Origin of the sequence: Pseudoalteromonas sp. 3D05 (assembly GCF_002723455.1) — a bacterium.
GTDB lineage: Bacteria > Pseudomonadota > Gammaproteobacteria > Enterobacterales > Alteromonadaceae > Pseudoalteromonas.
Window position 1 is genome coordinate 104,880 of record NZ_PDUS01000009.1, and the last position, 22,131, is coordinate 127,010.

Below are 22,131 nucleotides of genomic sequence, written 5' to 3' on the forward strand. Positions count from 1 at the left end.
TTCTTTTTTCGCAACAATCAGAACAGGTCTAACTGGCTCTTTTTTGTACTTTGAAAGTCTAACTTTAATGGTTGGAGTATCATTTGAGCGATAGGTTTTATTTGTTTTTCGACATAAACTGCATAATCAAACTTGTTGCCAATTTGGTGTAATTGCGCACCGCTATCTGTATATACATATTCAACAACCTGTCCCTTTGCTATTTCAAATTCAGGGTTGTTAGCTTGATATTTTTTTAAAGCTTGTACGTGAGGTGGGATGTTTTTTTGGTAATCTGATAAATGTTGCCCTAGGCGTTTACGGTAGATTAACTTACTATCGAACTCGCCAGCATGTAACCGTTCGATATAACTTTCGATAACCGTTGTTAAATTTGTGGCGTCAAAGTTATCTTTAAATAACAATTCAAAAAGCGCTACCTGAAACTCTTGTGCAAGCTGTGTCCAGTCGCTGCGAACTGTTTCCATGCCTTTAAATACCAGCCTTTTATCGCCATCATTATTAATTTGGCCTACATAGCGCTTTTTAGACCCAGTTGTTTTTCCGCGTATAGTAGGCATAAAAAAGGGACTGTAGTGAGTTTCAAATTCAATTTCTAAATAACTTTCTAAATCAAATCGATTTTTTATTTCTTCTTGCCATTTTATATTGATGGTATGCGCTAGCCGGTTTCCTTCCAGCTTACATTGTTGTGCTGTCATCGCTTCATCTAAACAGACAAAGGTCGAGTCTGTATCGCCATAAATAACTGTGTGGCCAAGTTCTTCTAGCCATTTACGTGTGGTTTGCATGATTTCATGGCCACGCAGGGTAATCGAACTCGATAAGCGCGGATCATAAAAACGACAGCCTTTTGAACCGAGCACACCATAAAGACTGTTCATTATAATTTTAATCGCCTGCGATAACATAGGTTGATCAGTTTCTTTTGCACGTTGGCGAGACGCTGCAAGCTCTTTGATTAAGTTTGGTAAGTGATGCTGCTCTTTTGAAAAATAAGCTTCAAAGAAGCCAGGGATTGCATCACTCACATTACCAAGGCCTTTAATTAAGCCCAATGGGTCAATACAAAAGGTACGCATTATAGAAGGGTATAGGCTTTTAAAATCTAAAACCAATACGTTTTTGTAAAGCCCCGGTGTTGACTCCATAACATAACCTCCAGGGCTTTCAAACGTTAAACCATGCTCACCTAAATTAGGTGCAACATAGCCACTTCTATGGAGTAACGGCAAGTATAAGTTAGTAAACGCAGCCACGGAGCCCCCCATCCGCTCTAGTTCTAAGCCAGTCAATTCAGTACGAACAACGGCAAAGTCTATAAGTTTGAGTGTGTCGAATATTCGATTGACTAGAACACAATCTTGGCGATTGTAAGCTGCAAGTGCTAATTTATCTTCATTATATTGACGAACAATTTCACTTAAACGATTATTGCTTTTTATCAGCTTTTCTTCACCCAATACTTTGTGACTCACGTTTGCAAGCGAAAAACTATCAAAGTGATACGTTGCATTCTTTAACGTATCGATACCATCAATAACGCAACGACCCGGTAATGTTAAGCGCGTAAAATGACCTTCCTTTACAAAAAGAGGTGAATGATCTCTCCCTATTAACAACTTTATACCAAGCTCTTCAGCACGCTTGTAAAGTACAGTAAAATCAAATTCGATGACATTCCAGCCGATGAGGATATCGGGGTCCACTTTTAAGATAAAAGCTTGAAGCTGGTTGAGTAAATCAAGCTCATCATGGCACCACACAATTGACTGTTTAGATGTCATAGGCTCGCCAATCATCAATACACAATCAATGTCATCACCAACAAGGCCGATTGAAAAAAGCACCCCGTCCCCACTACATTCAATATCTAACGATAAACGCTTAAATGAAGGTATATAGTTATCAGCCGCTTTGATTTGCGCATGATTAATTTGAATGTAACCTTGTTTTCGTGTGACCTCTCCAGTGACATAAACACTGCCACGAATAAAGCGCTCCATCAAAAAGCGGTCAGTGTGGCGAATATCCGCTTCATATATTGAGATTGACTGCTCAAGTAGGGTACGTGCTTGATATAATGTTTGAGTTGAATAAAAATAATAGGCGACGCATTCTTCTGAGTCGAAGTGGTGTATTGATACCTCTTTTATGTCGAATGGGATTGCAGCTGATTTTAATAAAGCGTTTGCTTTTTCAACATCTGAGGCGCGTATAAAGAATAAAGCCGATTGATTAGGTATTAACACTTTTATTGGGCCACTATCACTAGACAGCCAATAACACAGAGTAATGCCTTCTTGGTGGTTATACTTATTAGGAGAGTATTGTTGCCTTGAAAGTATAAAGCCTTGATAGATTGCTTGTGTCAATGTCCGATCCCAATTAATATGTAGCACTGTAATTATATACATACTTTAGGTTATTCACCCATGCTTTCTGAACCATTAAAAACCACCATACGAAAAATTCATAAGCATGTGGCCGATAACCTGAACGACTACCGCCCTCGTAGCAGCCAAAACTACTTAGTCGCTGAAATTGCGAAAACACTTGCTGGCGAATACCATAAAAAACAACGTATTTGCGTTATTGAAGCAGGAACTGGTACTGGCAAATCACTCGCTTATTGCCTAGGCGCTTTGCCTTTAGCACTGGCACAAAAAAAGAAACTCGTCATTTCAACCGCAACTGTTGCATTGCAAGAGCAGCTTATAAGTAAAGAACTGCCGTTTTTTAAAACTCATTCTGGACTTGATTTTAAATTTGATTTAGTTAAAGGTCGTCAACGCTATATATGCGCACATAAGCTGCACAATGCTATAAATGGCGATAGCCAAACACAAATGGAGTTCATGCCAACGCTGAACTCTCCTTTGAGTCCGATGGAAACAAAATGCCTAAAACAACTTTATGATGCATATACCAATAAAAAATGGCAAGGCGATAGAGATAGCTGGGCTGATACTATTCCAGATCGTGTTTGGGGGCTAATTGCTTGCGATAAGCACGCCTGTCAAAGACAAATGAAAGCACATCAAACTTGTCCATTTCAGCTCGCTCGTCAACGATTAATGCAAATGGATGTATTGGTCATCAATCACTCTTTATTACTGGCAGATCTTGATTTGGGCGGCGGTAAAATTTTGCCCGAGCCAGATAACACCATTTATGTTATCGACGAAGCTCATCATTTAGCACATATAACACGTGATTTTTCTTCTGCGGCAGCCACTATAAAAGGCACCATTGACTGGTTAGACAAACTCACAAAATTCAGTGGGAAAATGGCAAAAATTTTAGTAGGTCAAAAAGCCATAGGGCAAAACTTTAAATTATGCGACAGCGTTAACGATGCTAATAAAGACCTAAAAGTTGTTCGCGATATATTAGACAAGGCCGATTTTAACTACTCTAAAGATGACACTTATCGCTTTGAACATGGTGAGATCCCCGATTCGTTATACAATAAAGCCAAAGATATTAGTGAAGCTACTCTGGATGCTCTTCGCTGTTTAAATAAAATGCACGATACATTAGTACAAGATGTAAGTGATGGCGATATCAAACCCTATGTAGCCGACCCCATACTGGGCGAAAGTGGTCATTACATAAATCGGTTAGAACAACTTAACAAGCTTTGGTTTAGTTATGCTAATAAAGGTGAAGGCATTCCCCATGCGCGTTGGATAAAACGGTTAGAGTATAAGAACCATCATGATCATCTATTAAGTGACTGTCCTATCGAAGTGGGTTATTACTTAAAAGATAAACTTTGGCGACAATGTGCGGGTGCTGTTTTATGTTCAGCCACTTTAACAGCTCTGGGATCTTTTGATCATTTTGCATACGAAAGCGGATTAGCCAAAGAGGAAGGCGTTAAATACCTCAAAGTGCCTTCACCTTTTGATTATCCAAATCAAGCTACTTTACATATCCCAAAATCAACTATTGAACCTACCGATAAAGATTTTAGTGATCATTTAGCCTCTGTTCTGCCCGAACACTTAAATCAACAACAAGCGAACTTAGTGCTATTTGCATCGTATTGGCAGATGGATCATGTGGTCAAAGCATTACGTTTAAAAAATATAGATATTTTAGTACAAGGCGAGATGTCTCGAGAAGCGCTTTTAAAAAAACATAATACAAATATAGAACAAGGGAAAGGTAGCATATTATTTGGCACACAAAGTCTATCCGAAGGACTCGATTTACCCGGTAAATATCTTGAAAACCTCGTGATAACTAAAATTCCCTTCGCCGTGCCAACTTCACCGATAGAAGAAGCTCAAGCTGAATTTGTACAAAGTAAGGGTGGAAACCCATTTTTATCAATCACTGTGCCCGACGCAGCAAAGAAATTAGTACAAAGCTGTGGTAGACTGCTTCGAAAAGAAAACGATCAGGGACGAATCACAATTCTTGATCGCCGATTAGTAACCAAGCGATATGGAAAAGCCATGCTTGATACACTTCCACCTTTTAAAAGACAAATAGACTATTAATGTTTGAACTTGCACTTGACCCAACAACATGGGCACTCCTTTGCGCTGTGGCACTGGCCGCAGGTTTCATTGATGCCATAGCCGGCGGCGGCGGTATGTTAACTGTACCAGCATTATTAACAGCCGGGTTACCGCCACATTTGACTCTAGGCACGAATAAATTAGCCGCAAGCTTTGGTTCACTTACCGCAAGCGTAACGTATTTTCGTAAACAACTATTTAATCCCCGTTTTTGGGCTGCTTCGATCTTAGCGACGGGGTTAGGTGCGTTAATAGGTACGCTTGTTGTTGATTACTTAAGCATCGAGTTTTTAAATAAACTCTTACCCGTTGTGATTATTGTTGTAGCTTGTTATAGCTTATTCGGTAACATGAGCGCGACTGAAGAGCATGCATTACCTCCTCTTAATCGCTCAACAAAGGTTAAGCAATGGTTGCAAGGCTTAAGCCTAGGTTTTTTTGATGGATTAGCAGGACCAGGTGCCGGTACTTTTTGGACTGCATCTAACAGCTTACTTTATAGAATGAGCTTACTGTTAAACTGTGGGTTAGCGCGTTCCATGAATTTTGTTTCAAATTTTGTGTCATTAATCACCTTTGTTGCTCTGGGCCATGTTAACTTTATATTAGGTGTCACAATGGGGCTGTTTCTTATGCTAGGTGCATGGCTGGGTGCTCACTCTGCAATCCGCTTTGGTAGTAAGTTTATCAAGCCTGTTTTTAATACTGTTGTGATTATTTTAGCGCTTAAATTAATTTATGAGGCATATTTATAATATGCAATCAATCGCGTTTGAAAAGCTTTGTCAGCAAATAAATACACTCAAGCAACAAGCAATCAAGTTTGATAATGCTAAATTACTTACTAAAAATCGCTATATGCAAGCTCAACCAAGTTTATTTGATCGTCGTGTTTTTTCAACTAAAAGCTTAAACTTGGCTGACTATGTGATTGAAATAGAGGATGAAATAGCAAAGCTGCCTCCAGCAGAGCATCGCCACGCTTACAATTATGCCCTTGAACGTATTGGCAACCAAGTAGAGGCTGTATTTAATGTTATTAAATCAACACCGATCTGGGCAAAAGAAAATAAACATACATTCAAACCCCGCAATAAGACAAAAGCTTTTCAGCAAGCCGCAAAGAAAATCATGCAACCGATTCATGAACTCTATGATGAATTAAAACAAAATCATGAGTTCGAGCGAAGACTGGTATTAATGATAGAAGAACGTAAGCTAAAAATGCAAAATGTCGGACCCGCAAAAGCCTCTGAGTTGAATTTAGAAATATTAACCTTACACGGCCGCTTGGGCCGGTGTAGAAAGGCAATATCGGCCACTGAAGAAAAAATCCAACTTGTTGAAAAAAAACAACTACGCTAGCTACCCTATTCACACTTATTATTTGTATAGTCGATAATTTAACGCTCGATTTTGCAGCAGATATTCGATTTATCCAACACCTTAGTATAAACTAAAATCAATGATATAAACTAAGCGAGTAAAGCCGTGAGACTCCATGATGATATACATAACTACTTTGAAAAAATAGTGGTTGAAGAGATAATTAAGCGAAAGTTAGATAAGCAGTATGACGATGATACAATGGCGGATTTTTGTTGCACTGTGTTAAACCAGTTAACACCACGATATATTCGTTTTGATGTTGATATGGCCTTTTATTTGCCACAAGACGAGAGAATTCACATGGAAAACCAAGTTAACATTGCAATAGATGTTGCTATCAGCCAAATCGCAAAAAAAGGAAAAGTATGAGCCAAGCACTTGAACAAGCACCTACCCATATCAAACTAGCCGTTGATCTCATTCAATTATTAGAAGAAAACAATGTTAAACCAGAAGATGTGTTAAAAGCATTAGAGATTATTAAGGGTGATTACACAAATAAACTGACTGCATCACCCACATAAATTAGGCGCTTTCATTTTTAAAAATGATTACTCTCCATTGAATATACCAACGTAAGTAGCTTGCGTGTTTGATTTGCTTGCTCTATACATACCTGAAGTATTGAACGGCATACTCATATTTCCTTCCCTATCAACAATTATCACACCGCCCGTTCCTCCAATTGGTTTAAGCACGCCGTTGATAACCTCATCGCCTGCTTGTGAAATTGTTTTACCTTGGTATTTTACACGGGCACAAACATCTGCAGCCACAGTGTAACGAATGAAGTATTCGCCATGCCCTGTTGCTGACACTGCACACGACTCGTTTTCAGCAAATGTACCGGCACCAATAATAGGTGCATCACCAACACGACCAAAGCGTTTTGCGGTCATACCACCGGTAGAAGTACCTGCTGCTAAATTGCCATTTTTATCAAGTGCAACAGCCCCTACGGTGCCCATTTTAAAGTTAGCAGGCAGTGCTGAATGTGCAGCTTGGTAGTCCTTACTTGTTTGCTTTGCTTTATCTAGCTTTTCTTTGGCTTTCAATAAAGATTTATATCGATTTTCTGTATCAAATAGATTGTTTTCAACTAACGGAACACCGTTATTTTCCGCAAACTTCTCAGCACCTTGACCGCTAAGCATTACATGAACTGATTGCTCCATAACTAAACGGGCTAAGTTAATAGGATTCTCAATGTGTTTCACACCCGAAATAGCACCTGCTTGGCGGTTACGTCCATCCATAATCGACGCATCTAACTCATGCTTGCCATCATATGTGTATACAGCGCCACGGCCGGCATTAAAATAAGGGGAATTTTCTAAGACGTTGATAGCAGCTGTAATGGCATCTAGGCTTTCTCCACCTCGTTCAAGCACTTTATAACCTGTCTCTACTGCCTCTTTGAGTTTAGCTCTGTATGCTTTTTCTTGCTCTGGTGTAAATCTGCTCTTTTCGATAGTGCCTGCACCGCCATGGATAGCGATTGCGAACGGTTTTGTATTGGCAAACAATTGTGGACTAACAATAAGCGAGGTAACGCTTATTAAACTAGCTAAGACTAATTTATTCATGTATTTCTATTTAGTTTATTCAATGTGATACTACTGTGTATAAAATCACCTCCTATTACAACCTTTACCAGATAAAGCGCATAAAAAAAGCGCCTAGTGGCGCTTTTTCGTCATACATGCTTTATTAAGCTTGTTGAGCTTTTAAGCGTGCTAAACGCGCTACTTGATGAGTAGACGTTAAGAACGAATACATTGGTGCTAAATAACCACGTTTACGAAGATCTAAAAAGTCTTCATCGCTTAGTTCATTGAGTTTTTTCTCATCAATAAGGTAAATACCATTGATGTCTTTTTTCTCGCCTTTAATATCAACTGTTAGTGTCTGTGCAACTAGCAGCTCTTTATCAGCTAAAAACTTAGTGAACGCTTCTGTTACTTGAGAAAACTCAATAAAAGATACTAATGCTTCTTTACGACGCTTTAAATAATCAGTTTCTTCACCGTTTTCGAATAAAGCACTACCTTGCTCTTCACCAACAAGCGGGCTTGCTTCATCAATAACAATACCGTATTGATCTTCTTGCGGGTGCTTAACCAAACCTAGTGGGTAGCGTGTTGTTGCCATAGGTGCATAGGCAGCAGTCCATTTATCGTCTTGAACAAATAAGTTTTCGCCTGGCTCTAGGCCAAACATAGCAACCGCTTGAAATTGACCTGTTTCATTATTTTTAACAAAAGACATTGGGAATTCATTTGCCACACGAGCAAACTCGTGTGCAACAACTGGTACTAAATGTTGTGATTTTAAAAATTCTACATTGATGCCGTTTTGAATTTTAGTGTTGGCATGTTTTTCATTGTGTAAAGGCTGTACTTGTTGCTCCGCCATGTTACTGCTCCATTAAATTATAAATTATGTTTTTGCTGTTAGTGCCCTAAGGCTAAAGGTTTTGAACACAAAAAGGAAGTGAAAATTTTGTTGCAAATTGTACTTCAGATTTACTACTTTGAATGACACCAATTAGATTAACCTAAACTACTTCAATTTGCTTACATAGGAAGGTTAATTAAGCATCTATGTGTGAACGACATGACTTGTCACATTATAGAACCCTTAGTTTGAAATTTAACTTTTCGTTGACTTGTCTATTAGACGTTGGAATTGGCCTAATGAAATTAACTGCGAATAAATAGCCTCAAGCATGCCATTTTTTTGCATCAATAACATATCCTCATCGCTTATAGTGTTTAATAAGTCTCTGTCTACAGAAAACAACCCTGAGATTTGCTTTTTTTCACCATCACCTAAATCAAATTTAAAACTTTGCTCAGTCAGAAGCCCTAATTCGTTTAACTTTTCAATAAACTGACTGCTTAGTAATTCTTGCTCAGCCAGATCCAATAATTGCTTTTGTTTTGAAATTGTATATTCAGAAGGTTGCCCTTCACTTGTGACCAAAGCAGTTCCTATGCCTTGCGTATTGAGCACATCGGGATTGACCGCCATTACTACATCATCATGTGTATTTTTTGCCAATGCAAAAGGATATTTAGCGATATTTTGTGGCACATAGACCGTATCAAAATGCCCATCATTAATGAACACATTAGATCCCGCCTGTAGACCCAGAATAGCAACCATATGATAGCTATCATTTTTTGACTTAATAAAAGAAATTGGGAAGTTTAAAGCTACTTTTGCAATTTCACTAGGTACAATACTCACCATATGTAGATGGCTAGCGTATGAATATTCACCACTAATTTGAACAAAATATTCTTTATGTTTTTCCAAGCTAAATATTTCATAATTTTCTGACATAAATCACTCATCAATATGTTATTATTTTATTAAAAATAACATGTATTCAAGGTAAGTTAAAGGATGAAGATACAACGAATTAATGTTGAAGAAATTGATGATTTAAAGAGTTATCTTGAAAAAAAAGACAGCCCAATTATTTTAACCAACTTATTTAATAATTGGCCATCATTAGAAATTGCAAAACATTCAGGTGATAAAATATTACGACACTTGATTAGTCAAGCGAAACCTGAACTTGTTAATACTTTAGTTATTGATGAAAAACACAACGGTTTAATAAGCTTTTCAGATAATACTTTTGAGTCTTATACTTTTAAAAAATACGATGCTCCTTTTCAATCAGTGCTTAAAAAGCTTATCCTTAATTTAAAGTTAAAGAACACCGAGGTCATTGCAGTTCAAAGTGCTCTAATTAAAGATTGCTTAACTTCATTTTTAAAAAATAATCCATCCCCAGACTTTTTAGCAAGTATTGATCCTCGAATTTGGATTGGTAATGCCACAACAGTCCCTGGACACTATGATTGCGAGCATAATATAGCTTTAAACCTTTGCGGTAAAAGAACTTTTTATCTACTTCCTGCCGAAGCTATTTCAAATTTATATGTTGCGCCTCTGGATTTTTCCATAGCGGGTCCCGCTGTTAGTCAAGTCGATTTTTCGCAACCTGACCTTACTAAGTTTCCAAAGTTCTCAAATGTAAAAGATCAAGTATTAAAGGCATCGCTAAATGAAGGAGAAGCTTTATTTATTCCACCGCTGTGGTGGCATAATGTAAAAGCAACTGAAAAAATAAATATATTAATTAATTATTGGTGGAAAAATGAAACCACGGATAAGAGTATAAATAATAATGCTCCCGATAGTTTATTACATAGCATTTTAACAATTAGACATTTACCTGAGCATCAGAGAAAATCATGGCAAAAAATTTTTGATTATTATGTTTTCAATAAATCAGACCCTTTCACTAAAAAAACCAAAAACTATGATGGAATATTATGTGGCAATAAAAACAAAATTAAACTGGCATATAAAGCACTAAATTCAAGAATGAAAAGCAACAACCACTAATTCATTAACAACACATTAAACCACCAACTTATTTAACTCATTATACTGATAAACTTTTTAATATCACATTGACTTTGTAAGTTGGGCAAAAAAAATGCCGCTAAAAAGCGGCATTTTTATCTAACAATATATATTAGAATTTGAAGTTTGCACCTAGTACAAATCGACGACCATTTTGGTATATTGACAATACACGGTCTTTACTAGTGTTGTACTCAACAACTTTTTCATCAGTTAAGTTAATACCTTCAAATACAACTGAAATATTTTCAGTAATATTTACGTTGGCACTAAAATCAAGCTGACCGTAGTCATCATTCCAAAGCTCTGCACCAGATGAATGTAAACCTTTATACCAAGAAGTACGGTAGTTATACATTGCACGAACTGAGAACAAGTCTTCTTCATAGAATGCTGATGCATTAAACATATTCTCTGAAGCACCCATCACCAAACCTGAGCCAGGTTTCATTACGTCACGCTCAGCATCATTGTTTGCATCAGTGTAAGTGTAGTTAGCAGATAAACCAAAACCATCACCTAAGTCATACTGTAATGATGCTTCAAGACCAGTAGTTGTTCCACCAGGACCATTATCAGGGCGCGTAACCGTAGCTGATACCCAAGTTTCAGTTTCTTGGTCATAGAAATCTTGGCTATATGTACCAGATGTTTCATAGCTTTCTATATCTTTATAGAACAATGTAACTGCAAACAAAGATGCATCATCAAAGTAGAATTCCCAAGCAGCATCGAACTGATTTGCTAACTGCGGGTCTAAGTTAGGGTTACCTGCTTGAGCTGTAGGGTTGTCTTCACCTAAGTCACCAGGTGCTGTAATTGGTGAGATGTCAAAGAAGTTTGGACGAGCCATTGTACGTGCAGCAGATAAACGAACAATTTGATCTTCCGCTAGGTCATATGACAAGTTAAAGTTTGGTAAAATCTCAGTGTAAGTGCGTGATTCAGTTTTCCACTCTAATGTGCTTGGTACTAAATCTGGGTTTAAGCCTGGGTTATCAACTGTTAGTAGGCCCCAAGAATCTGGAGAATACAAGTAACCAGAAGAGTCTTGATCGGTTTGTGCAACACGTACACCTAAGTTACCGCGATAGTCATCACCTGAAAAGTCACCTTGAATGTAGTAAGATGTTTTCTTTTCAACAACTTCAAATATTTCAGCTAAGTTTTTATGGGCTGCGTAAGATGCGTTAGGACCTAAACCTAGCTCAAGCATTTTCGCACTGTTGTGAGTTAACTGCTGAGTAATATCGCCATTAACAACATCAGAACCAACGCTATCTGTGCCTACTGATAGGTCACACTGTGCTAATGTAGGGCAATCGGCCGCTAGAATCTGGTTCATGTAGTTAGCACTTTCACCGTCATTTGCATAACCCCAATGCCAGCTGTATGCTTCTCTATCTTGAGTACGCTTTTGGTCGCGATATTTAACACCTACTTTAATCGCTGTAAATGCACCCATTTCAACTGGGATATCAAAATCAACTTGTGCGTAAGACTCTTCATCAGTCGTTGGTTTATTACCACCCCAAATCCAACCACCGTTGAATTTAGATGGGTCAGTACCGTCAATACCTGCATTTACAGTTGGAGTACTTCCAGTTAAATCAAAGTTATAGTTGCCTTGGCCGCCATATTCCCATGAAGTTTCGTTAAGCGTGCCACCTTCAGCTTCAGTACTACCTAGTTCAACATTCATAGTGAATGAATCAGTAGCAAAATCAATATCTAAATGGATAGAGTTTGTATCAGTACTTGAAATACGGTTAATGTGGTTCCAGCGTACATCTGTACCGGCTGAACCTTTAACAGCATTTGCGCCTTCATAGCTAAGTGTAGAGCTACTTGCCGGATTCATAAGAAGGAAGTTAGAGTTTGTATTATTAACATCCATATTTGAGTCTAGAATGTTAAGTGTTGCGCTAAAATCATCAGATGGTGCAAACTGGATTGCGCTGAAGAATGTTGTTCTCTCACGGTCTTGGCGGAAAACCGGCACACCCATTGTACGCGGTGTATATGTACCGTCACTGTGTGCATCCCAACCTAGTACTTCAAAACCTTCACGGCGAACAGTACGCTCTGACTTAGAGCCTGAAACCAAGATACCAAATTTTTCGTCTTCATTTTTCCATGAAAACAGACCTTCGATTAATGGATCATGTTTTTCTGATGCTTCTGAATATTGGCTTTGTAGCGTGATATTGGTCGTACCAGAATCCAAATCTAGAGGCTTACGAGTGTGAAGAATAACGGTACCACCGATTGAGCCTTCATCTAAACGCGCTTCTGGTGATTTATAAACTTCAAGGTTACTTACCAATGATGAAGGTAACATTGTGAAGTTAAAGCTACGTGACGGATTATCAAGAATAAACCAATCCGCTGTACCTACATTTTGACCATTTAGCAAAGTACGGTTTTTAGTAGGATCTGAACCACGAACCGTGATTTTTTCACCTTCACCAAATTCACGGCTAACACCTACACCAGTGATACGTGATAGTGACTCAGCAACGTTTTTATCTGGAAACTTACCGATGTCTTCGGCAGTGATTGAGTCAACAACTGCATTTGCGAAACGCTTGTTGTTAATATCCGCTTTAGCTGATGCGCGAATACCACGAACTTCAATTACCTCAACATCTTCTTGAACTTTATTTTCTTCAGCCGCGAATGCAGCACCAGTGAATCCGGCACTCATTACAAGACCGATATTTACTGCTAATAAGCTTTTTTTAAAATTTTTAGCTAACACAGGATTCCCCTTGAATCATTTTGTTGGTTTTATTTATCACTTCTGCCCAGTGATGATGACAGCGTTGTCATCTAGTAACAAACCATACACCCTAAATTACATTTGTGCTACATTTTTTAGCTAATTTCTGTACGAAAAAAACTCAAAAAAAAGCAAGTTATTGATTTAAGGTGAAATTAAAAATGTAAATGAATAGTTTGTTACATTTTAACGGCGCAAATATACCATGATTTAATATCAAATGAGAAAAAAGAAATACCTAATAAAGGTAAAAACGGCGGTTCAATCGCAATAACATGTAAACTTATCGCTCCACTTAAGCTTTTTAATGAGCAAAATCTCTGTAAAATCAACATTAGCTGTTTATAAAGATAATGATTTGTTATTGGGCAAATAAAACAAACCAAGGGGAAGTAAATAGTTATCAATATCAATGACAGCGTTGTCATTTTGGATTATAAAGGCCTCATCATCACATGTCTATCTTTATTTAATGTTCATAACAAGTCTTCAATTAAAAGGCTAACGTCTAAACAAAAGCTATATGTCCATCTACCCCAAAATACAGAACTCAGTATTTTAAAATGGTTTTACTATCAAGACGTTACTTTGCAACAGTGGCAAACCCTTTTAAAAAGTAACAAGGATGAGAGTAAGTAACCTGAAACCTGGATAATAAATCTATCTCCAGCGGCTACTTTCAACGCTAACTACGTTGAATTTACTTGCAGTAGACCAGCTATTGACGCATAGATTCGCCTTGTTATCGCTAAAAGCTGCCGGCTGGAGACTTATAAATGTATTTTTGATTTAATATCAATATATTAGTACATCTCTTAACCAGAGTTCAGGTTAAGTAACAGCTAAACGCCCAACAACGCTCAGATCTTAAGGTGACATGGGTATGTGCAAATCTGACAGCATCAATATTCAACATGCTAGTGAGGAGAGGTTCTAAAAATTAAATACATTGCCTGACGTTTTAGAGAAAGCGGTTTTTATATTTGATATGAAGAATTAGTTGATGTGTTAACTAAAGATAAAATTAAATAAACAAGTGTAGAAATGAAAATGCAGACTAAATGTCTGCATTTCTAATACTTGGGACTATTGTGTTAAGGAGCCCAGTAAACTTCTATATTTATCGTTGGGTGATTAAGAACTGCTCGAAGTGGCATATCGTCAACGTCTCCGCCTGCTTTTGCAGCTTTGTAAACAGCTAACTTTTCTTCACCACTGATAAGTAACTTAACAACTTTAGACTGCGCAATAGCAGACAAGGTTAAAGTCATTCGTTCAGTAATAGTTCCTGTTACATCACTTTCAATCGCATTAATTGCACAAACCAATTGCGAAGTTGTTAAGCCATGCTCAAGGCCTTGTGCGTGTGGAAACAATGACGCAGTATGACCATCTGGCCCCATGCCTAAAATTGTCACATCAAAAGCTTGCTTTAATTGCTGATAAGCCTTTTCGCACTCTTTACTGCCCTGCTCTGCAGTTTCTGCTGCGTTTTTCATAGTGATAAAGTTTGCAGCCGCACCATGGTTTTGTAACAACGTGCTTTTGATAAACGCTTCGTTACTTTTCTCGTGCTCAACATCTACCCAGCGCTCATCAACCATAGCCACATCGATGTTGTCCCAGTCAAGTTCAAGGTTTGACAGATGCTTATATGCAGGTGCCGGCGATGAACCACCAGATACCAGTAATACAGCACGTCCGTCATTCTTGATACCCGAAACCAAGCTTTGCTCAAGACTAGCTGATAATTCAGCAGTAAGCGCTTCTTTTGAATCAAAAAACTTCTCAGTAATATGTGCCATGCTTATCCCTTTTCGCCAGTGTTAAACCATACATGATTTTTTTCAGCAAGAAGATCATCCGCATCTTCTGGGCCCCAGCTACCAGCACGATACAATGCAGGTTTACCTTTTTCTTGCCAGCGCTTAATGATTGGATCAATCCATTTCCATGCTTGCCTTACTTCATCACGATGTATAAATAGTGACGGATTATTTGCCGCTGCATCTAGCATTAAGCGCTTGTAAGCATCAGAATGAAAACCATTACTATAAGCCTCTGATAACTCAATATTCATAGTGACGGGTTCTAATTGCATTTCAAGATTATCAAGACGTTTTGACATCAAAGTAAGCTGGATGGTTTCTTCCGGTTGCAAACGGATCACAAGGCGATTTGGTTCTATTTTACCTACATTATCACCGTAAACATTGTGCGATACTTTTTTGTACTCAACAACAATCTCAGCACAGCGTTTGGCCATGCGCTTACCGGTACGTAAATAAAATGGAACACCCGCCCAGCGCCAGTTATCAATATGAGCACGAATAGCGACAAATGTTTCTGTTTTGCTGGCGCCTTCGTTCAACTCTTCTAAGTATCCTGGGACAATTTTACCGTCTAAATCACCTGGTACATATTGACCACGTATAATATTGTCATCAACATCGCCATCGACCAATGGACGTAAAGATTCCAACACTTTTAATTTTTCAGTGCGAATACTATTGGCATTTAACTTATTAGGCGACTCCATTGCAACAAGGCAAAGTAGTTGCAATAGATGGTTTTGTACCATATCACGTAATGCACCGGCTTTATCGTAAAACCCTGCACGACTCTCAAGACCAACCGTTTCTGATAAGCTAATTTGAATGTTATCAATCGATTTAGCATCCCACATATTTTCAAACAATGAGTTTGAAAAACGCAGTGCCATTAAATTTTGAACTGTTTCTTTACCTAAATAATGATCGATACGGAATATTTGATCTTCTGTAAAGTACTCAGCAATTTTTGCATTGATTTCTTCTGCTGACTGGCCACAGTAACCAATAGGTTTTTCAACCACTACACGAGATGTCGGGGTGATCAGACCTTTGACAGACAATATTTCACAGCAACTACCGTAAACAGCAGGTGGTAATGACAAGTAGAAAACACGTGATTTTTCTGATGAATCTCGATCGAGAATATCTTTTAATGTATCCCAGTCGCTATCCGCTTCGGTTACATTGGTAACAACCGGAACTAAAAAAGCAGAAAATGCTTTCCAATCTTTGCTGTTAAACTCACCTTTACTAAGAAACTGTTTTAACGCTTCATGCGCGGTTTCGATGTATTCTGCACGTTTACTTTCTTCTCGAACGGTCGGCAATATACGCGAACCTTCTGGTAGATTCCCTTCTTGATATGCGCGATACATTGCTGGAAGTAATTTGCGTAAAGCAAGATCACCACCGCCCCCAAAAATAACAATATCAAAAGGATTTAGCATAATTAACTCTCTACGTTAGCATTGCCCAGTTGTCGACTGCTTTTATTGCAGTTCAGGCATACGTTTGTTGTTTAAAGTGATGTCAGCTTTTCGCATCGAGAAAAAGCCTGTTGAATTCGATTTATACGGCTGATTAAATGAGCCTTAGGGGCTCTGCATATCCTCTCACAAATATACAGGCCCTAAGAACTCCAGCGCTACCCGTTCAAAGGTATTTGGTTTGCAATAAGCATTTAACTAATGCCAATCGCTAAATTTGTTAAGCGCGGTGCGCTTTGTAGTAGTTCATTAAGCCTTGAGTTGAACTATCGTGGGTATGTTTAACTGTTTCATCAAGTAATTCAGCTTCTATTTTAGACGCTAACCCTTTACCTAACTCAACTCCCCATTGGTCAAAAGAGCATATTTCTAAAATAATACCTTGGCAAAATATTTTATGCTCGTACAGTGCAATTAAACGCCCGACTGCTTTTGCATCAACTACATCCAAAAGAATAGAAGTAGTCGGTCTGTTACCTTTGTGTATTTTATGATTTAACAGCGTTTCAATTTCACTCTCAGATTTACCTTTAGCCGTTAAATCTGCGCGTACTTGGTTTTCATCAACACCCATCATCATTGCTTCTGTTTGAGCAAAAAAGTTGGATAGTAATATATCGTGGTGTTGTCCAACACTTACCTGCGGCTTAACTGAGGCTATAAAATCGGCAGGCACAATCACGTTACCTTGATGCAAACATTGGTAAAAAGCATGTTGGCCGTTAATGCCCGTCATTCCCCAAATAATAGGAACCGTCGTATAATTAACAGTTTCACCAGCAAAATTGACGTGTTTACCATTACTTTCCATTTCACCTTGCTGTAAATAAGCCGGTAACATGTGCAATGCTTGATCATATGGCAATATAGCTTGCGCATCATAACCAAGAAAACTCGTATTCCACACGCTCAATAGTGCCATCAATAGCGGGATATTTTTATCATTGGGCGCTGATTTAAAATGCTCATCTACTTCAAACGCACCTGCAAGTATATCTTCAAATGCTTCAAACCCTAGGTAAAGCGCTATAGGTAATCCTATCGCACTCCATAATGAAAAACGACCGCCTACCCAATCCCACATTGTGAATACGTTTTCATTTGCAATACCAAAAGCTGCCGTTTTTTCTAAATTAGTGCTCACAGCCACAAAGTGTTTGGCGATTGATTTTTCATCATGAGCTGAATTCAAAAACCAATCAACAGCGGTTTTAGCATTCGTCATTGTTTCTGATGTAGTAAATGTTTTAGAAGAAATAACAAACAACGTTGTTTCAGGATCAATCTGTTTTAACACCGATGATATCTGAACACCGTCAGCATTCGATACATAATGAACATTAAGTGTATCGTCTGCATAACTTTTAAGTGCTTCAGTAGCCATTTGTGGCCCTAGATTTGAACCACCTACTCCAATACTTACTACAGACTTTACAGGTTTACCTGTATAGCCTAGCCATTCACCTGAACGTACTTTCGCTACAAACTCTTTAATCTTTCCAAGTTCGGCGTTCACAACATTACTAACATTTTCACCATCAACAACTAGGTCGCTGGAATGTCTATTGCGCAAAGCAGTATGCAGTACAGCTCTGTTTTCTGTGAAATTAATTTTTTCACCTGAAAACATTTTATCGCGCCAAGCAGCAACATCACAATCGTCGGCAAGCTTTAGTAATTGGTTTAGTACTTTTTCATCAATAAGTTGCTTAGAGTAATCAAATAATATGCCTGGGGTTTGAGTCGAGAAAAGCTCGAATCGACTGCTATTATTGGCAAATAGATCTTTAAGGTGAACTTCTTTCATCTTATCAGCACTAATATTCAGTGCTTGCCAACTAGCCAGTTGTGAACGACAACTCATTTTTAAAATCCCCTAATAAACTTGCAACAAACTGATTTATAACTATCTTTATAGAAATATAGTTAAGCGATAGTCTAATAACCTACAAACAAAGTTAACGATAAGTTAAAATGACAACGCTGTCAATGCTCTAATTTTATATTTTACATTCGGGATAATAGCTTAATTTTACTCGTTTGACACCGGTATCATAAAAATTTTATCAATTATTTTACTGCTAATTTTACTTTACATTAGCTACACTAGTCGGCTTGATGAAGATTTTAAAAATTCATCGGTTCGATTTATAACAAATATCGACGCTTGATAAACGTATAAACAACTCGATAATAACAACCTAATAAGTAACTGTATGAAAGTAACCATAAATGATGTAGCTAAGCTTGCTGGCGTTTCAATGAAAACGGTTTCGCGAGTGATAAACAAAGAGCCTTCCGTACGTAAAAAAACCTTTGATGTGGTTATGGAAGCAGTAAACGAACTAAATTATCAACCGAACCTTGCTGCTCGTAATCTAGCTGGAACGTCTTCATTCACTATTGGATTAGTCTATGATAATCCCAATGCTTATTATGTAATCGATATGCAAAACGGTGTGCTCTCGCGTTGCAAAGATGAAGGCTATGAACTCGTAATTCATCCATGCAGTTATTCTGAAGCGAATATGGAGCATGATTTTAAAACAATGATCAAGCGCTCTAGGCTTGCAGGTTTAGTGTTAACCCCTCCTCTATCCGAGCAAAGCAGCATTACTAATTTATTAGATGAATTAAACATCCATTATGTTCGTGTTTTATCTGGTCGCCCAAATGAAGAGGACCAAGATACCTGTATTTATGTTAACGATTTTAAAGCCGCCTATGAGATAACAACCCACCTGCTAAAGCATGGCCACAAAAACATTGGATTTATCTGCGGTGATAAAGAACATAAATCGACAAGTGAACGATTAGAAGGTTATAAAGCCGCGCTGGCAGATCATAATACTCAAACGAATGATGCGTTTATTTATGATGGTAAATATTCATTCGAATCAGGTGTTGAAGGTGCACAAGCGTTACTAGCTGATGACAATAAATTAGCTATCACTGCTATTTTAGGCGGTAACGATGAAATGGCCGCGGGTGCGCTTTTCGCCTCGCGTTTAATGGGAATAAAAATACCCGAACAGCTCTCAATTACTGGTTTCGAGAATTCTCCTTTCTCACGCCAAACATGGCCTAAACTGACAACTGCACATCAAGAAAACGATGTAATCTCTCAACATGCTGCACGTTTGTTATTTACCAAAACAAGAGGGGCTAGAAATCAAGATAAAGATATTATCACTTCATTTACTCCTTCAATTGTCGTAAGAGATAGTTCAGGACCAAAATTGTAAGCAAAGCAAGAAGGCGCTCATGTTAGCGCCTTTATTATTGGGCAACCTCAAAGACGGCTAAAGTAATGCCAACCCACCTTTCAGATTGTAAACACATTCAAAACCAATATGTACTAGGTTATTAGCAGCTTGTTTTGAGCGATTACCACTGCGGCATAATAAAATGTAACGCTGTGTCTTCTCTAACTTCCCAGAAACTAAAGCATAGGCCATTCGACTTAGTGGTATATTAATCACTTGCCCTTTCTTCAAATTAAATACTTTATTTAAATCATATGCATCATGTTCGTATGGTTCTCTGGTGTCTATCAAGCATGTATTACTCTCTATCAGCATCGATTTTGCCTCAGTTAGATCAACCTGCATTAAGGCAGGTTCGTCAAACGTCGCAGCAAATCCACATAAGCTCGCCGACTGAGTAATTGTGCAAGCGTCATTCTCTTGTTTAGTTTTAACAAATTCAGCATCCGACATTGCACCCGACAACAATTCACTTAGCAATGGGGTTTGTTGAATTTGTGCATGCCAATTGATAGCAAAACACTGTTGGTAATCGTGGCCGGAGCAAATCATCGTGTCATTTTGCACGATTTGATTTAGCTGACGCAACGAATTGACCATTTCATCTGCATCTCCCCCTGCTAATAAGGTATTTCCAAGCCCCGCAGGCAGAAGTAAATCTCCACAGAAACAGTATAAAACTCGGCCTGACTTTTTGCTTCTTATTAGATAACTCATACTATCTTTACTATGGCCTGGGGTTTTTATGCGCTCCAGATTAATATGCATCAAATCAAGTATATCTTCGTGTTCAGGCCAGCCTAATTCATCCGTTTTAATATCACTTAAAGCAGTGGAGAAAGCACTTTCATAAAGTGGTCTTGCAGAAATACGGTCTTGGTGATCATGAGTATCCAAAATAGCCATTATCTTTAATGATTGCGTGTTAACTATTTTTTCAAGTCGAGGAAGCATTTCAGCAATGGGATCGATAAGAATAGCCTCTTTATTTTCACTTACATAAAGCCAACTACAGGCACCTTGATGCCTATACTGAGTTAACCCTAAAGCACATGTTTCTTGTTGAGGCGACAATGCATCAGATACAACTAAACAGTTGGCTTGTAAAATAGGCTTTAACGCGCGAATTCGCTCACATGCCAAATCAACTTCTAAAGCTGACATGGCAGGGCCAAATGATAAACGTAAAGCATTTTCACTTTGCCAATCTGATGCCCCCATAGCATCAAGTACAAAGCTTCTATTTGCGCCAGAACTACACGCTGAGCCTCCACTTATACGTATACCTGCCGCATCGAATAAATCCATCACCTCTTTGCTACTTAACTCATCCACAGAAAAGTTCAGTGTTGTCGGCACACTGTTGTCAAACCGATGATTAAACGTGATTTTTCCAAATGTATGTGTCAAGGCAGCATATAATTTATCGCGGTACTCGTTCAGTACGCTTATAGGTTTGAACGTCGTATCCGTTTCATCCAGCAACAAACTAAACAGTTTATTTAATCCCGCTATTCCGGGTAAGTTTTCTGTCCCTGAGCGCATACCACTTTCTTGCCCACCTCCAGCAATAAATGGAGTGTATTCACGCCCTTGACGAATATAAAGCATGCCAATCCCTTTTGGTGCATACAGTTTATGACCTGAAAATGGCGCATAATCAATCGTTGTTTGGCTCAAAGCAAGGTGTGTCTTTCCAAGCGCTTGTACACAGTCAACCATCCAAACTACATCATTATTATTCGCTCGAATAGCCTTTTCAATAGCAGCTAAATCTTGATAAACACCGGTTTCATTATTAACGGCCATAGTACAAATCATTAAGGCGTTTTCGCTATGCTGTGAAATAAAGCCTAAATCAAGGGTTCCGTCATTTAACACTGGGATTGCCAACACATCTGCATGAATACCCAGAACTTTGTTCCAATGTATTAATGTGTTAGGTACTGCTTTGTGTTCGGTTGCACCATAGAGCAATACCGGCTTTTTAATTGAGTGGTCTTTAGCCGCAATTAGTGTTGACACTACAGCTGTTTGGATACCTTCTGTGGCTCCAGATGTGAATAATATATCACCGCATTGCGCCCCGATCACTGTTCGCGCTTGTGCCCGTGTTTGTTCTAATAAATGTTTTGCCTGAATACCGGTTATGTGTGAAGAAGACGGATTACCAAAACAAGTTTGCATGGTGTGCAAAACAACATCAGCAATACAGGGTAAAACGGGAGTAGTTGCATTTGCATCGAGATAAATTTGTGCGGTTAGATCTGCACAAGGGACATGTTCGGACATTAAAAACGCACCATATTACTAAAAGATATATCTTATAACACATTCTACATAAATTTTATGGTCGGTGTAATAATCAATTCATCTCTATGGTGCGTTATCTATTCT

At 38.3% G+C, this 22,131-nt stretch carries 16 protein-coding genes; 7 read left to right on the forward strand and 9 right to left on the reverse strand.

What is annotated here, in order from left to right:
- Positions 1–17: 17 nt before the first annotated feature.
- Complete coding sequence (locus CSC79_RS11080) at positions 18–2,375, reverse strand: DNA polymerase II (RefSeq protein ID WP_099295875.1); 2,358 nt, start codon at positions 2,373–2,375, stop codon at positions 18–20.
- A gap of 60 nt (positions 2,376–2,435) precedes the next feature.
- On the opposite strand from CSC79_RS11080, the gene dinG reads away from it, so the two are divergent.
- The 5 genes from dinG (at position 2,436) to CSC79_RS11105 (ending at position 6,445) form a co-directional block, all read left to right on the forward strand.
- Entirely contained in the window at positions 2,436–4,511 is a 2,076-nt protein-coding gene (gene dinG, locus CSC79_RS11085) for an ATP-dependent DNA helicase DinG (protein WP_099295876.1), read from the forward strand.
- On the forward strand, positions 4,511–5,287 hold the full coding sequence (locus tag CSC79_RS11090; protein WP_099295877.1) for a TSUP family transporter: 777 nt from the start codon (positions 4,511–4,513) through the stop codon (positions 5,285–5,287). The genes dinG and CSC79_RS11090 overlap by 1 nt, the downstream gene beginning before the upstream one ends.
- A gap of 1 nt (position 5,288) precedes the next feature.
- Complete coding sequence (locus tag CSC79_RS11095; protein ID WP_099295878.1) at positions 5,289–5,897, forward strand: primosomal replication protein; 609 nt, start codon at positions 5,289–5,291, stop codon at positions 5,895–5,897.
- 126 nt (positions 5,898–6,023) lie between these two features.
- Positions 6,024–6,290, forward strand: a complete 267-nt coding sequence (locus tag CSC79_RS11100) for a late competence development ComFB family protein (RefSeq protein WP_099295879.1) — start codon at positions 6,024–6,026, stop codon at positions 6,288–6,290.
- Positions 6,287–6,445, forward strand: coding sequence for a DUF2496 domain-containing protein (locus tag CSC79_RS11105; RefSeq protein WP_099295880.1), 159 nt, complete (start codon positions 6,287–6,289; stop codon positions 6,443–6,445). The genes CSC79_RS11100 and CSC79_RS11105 overlap by 4 nt, the downstream gene beginning before the upstream one ends.
- Positions 6,446–6,472: 27 nt before the next feature.
- On the opposite strand, the gene CSC79_RS11110 is transcribed toward CSC79_RS11105, so the two are convergent.
- The 3 genes from CSC79_RS11110 to CSC79_RS11120 form a co-directional block, all read right to left on the reverse strand.
- On the reverse strand, positions 6,473–7,507 hold the full coding sequence (locus CSC79_RS11110; protein ID WP_099295881.1) for an isoaspartyl peptidase/L-asparaginase: 1,035 nt from the start codon (positions 7,505–7,507) through the stop codon (positions 6,473–6,475).
- 124 nt (positions 7,508–7,631) lie between these two features.
- On the reverse strand, positions 7,632–8,336 hold the full coding sequence (locus CSC79_RS11115) for a SapC family protein (protein ID WP_099295882.1): 705 nt from the start codon (positions 8,334–8,336) through the stop codon (positions 7,632–7,634).
- A 237-nt stretch (positions 8,337–8,573) separates the two neighbouring features.
- Positions 8,574–9,269 carry a SapC family protein gene (locus CSC79_RS11120; protein ID WP_099295883.1) on the reverse strand — a complete coding sequence of 232 codons (696 nt, stop codon included), beginning with the start codon at positions 9,267–9,269 and terminating at the stop codon, positions 8,574–8,576.
- A gap of 63 nt (positions 9,270–9,332) precedes the next feature.
- Between CSC79_RS11120 and CSC79_RS11125 the strand changes: the two genes are divergently transcribed.
- A complete protein-coding gene (locus tag CSC79_RS11125) occupies positions 9,333–10,346 on the forward strand; it encodes a cupin-like domain-containing protein (protein WP_099295884.1) in 1,014 nt (337 codons plus the stop codon).
- Between the two features lie 133 nt (positions 10,347–10,479).
- Here the strand turns inward: CSC79_RS11125 and CSC79_RS11130 are convergent, their stop codons facing one another.
- From CSC79_RS11130 to pgi, 4 genes are all read right to left on the reverse strand, one after another.
- A complete protein-coding gene (locus CSC79_RS11130; RefSeq protein ID WP_099295885.1) occupies positions 10,480–13,128 on the reverse strand; it encodes a TonB-dependent receptor in 2,649 nt (882 codons plus the stop codon).
- Positions 13,129–14,243: 1,115 nt separating this feature from the next.
- The gene (gene pgl, locus CSC79_RS11135; protein ID WP_099295886.1) at positions 14,244–14,954 is read right to left on the reverse strand and encodes a 6-phosphogluconolactonase; all 711 of its coding nucleotides are present in this window, start codon (positions 14,952–14,954) and stop codon (positions 14,244–14,246) included.
- Between the two features lie 2 nt (positions 14,955–14,956).
- Positions 14,957–16,429 (reverse strand): glucose-6-phosphate dehydrogenase, encoded by a 1,473-nt coding sequence (gene zwf / locus CSC79_RS11140; RefSeq protein WP_099295887.1) that lies wholly within the window; start codon positions 16,427–16,429, stop codon positions 14,957–14,959.
- 259 nt (positions 16,430–16,688) lie between these two features.
- Entirely contained in the window at positions 16,689–18,332 is a 1,644-nt protein-coding gene (pgi, locus tag CSC79_RS11145; protein ID WP_099295888.1) for a glucose-6-phosphate isomerase, read from the reverse strand.
- Between the two features lie 352 nt (positions 18,333–18,684).
- On the opposite strand from pgi, the gene CSC79_RS11150 reads away from it, so the two are divergent.
- Positions 18,685–19,713: a LacI family DNA-binding transcriptional regulator gene (locus CSC79_RS11150; RefSeq protein ID WP_099295889.1), complete on the forward strand. Its 1,029-nt coding sequence runs from the start codon at positions 18,685–18,687 to the stop codon at positions 19,711–19,713.
- Positions 19,714–19,770: 57 nt separating this feature from the next.
- On the opposite strand, the gene CSC79_RS11155 is transcribed toward CSC79_RS11150, so the two are convergent.
- Positions 19,771–22,026 (reverse strand): aminotransferase class V-fold PLP-dependent enzyme, encoded by a 2,256-nt coding sequence (locus CSC79_RS11155; RefSeq protein WP_099295890.1) that lies wholly within the window; start codon positions 22,024–22,026, stop codon positions 19,771–19,773.
- Between the last annotated feature and the right edge of the window lie 105 nt (positions 22,027–22,131).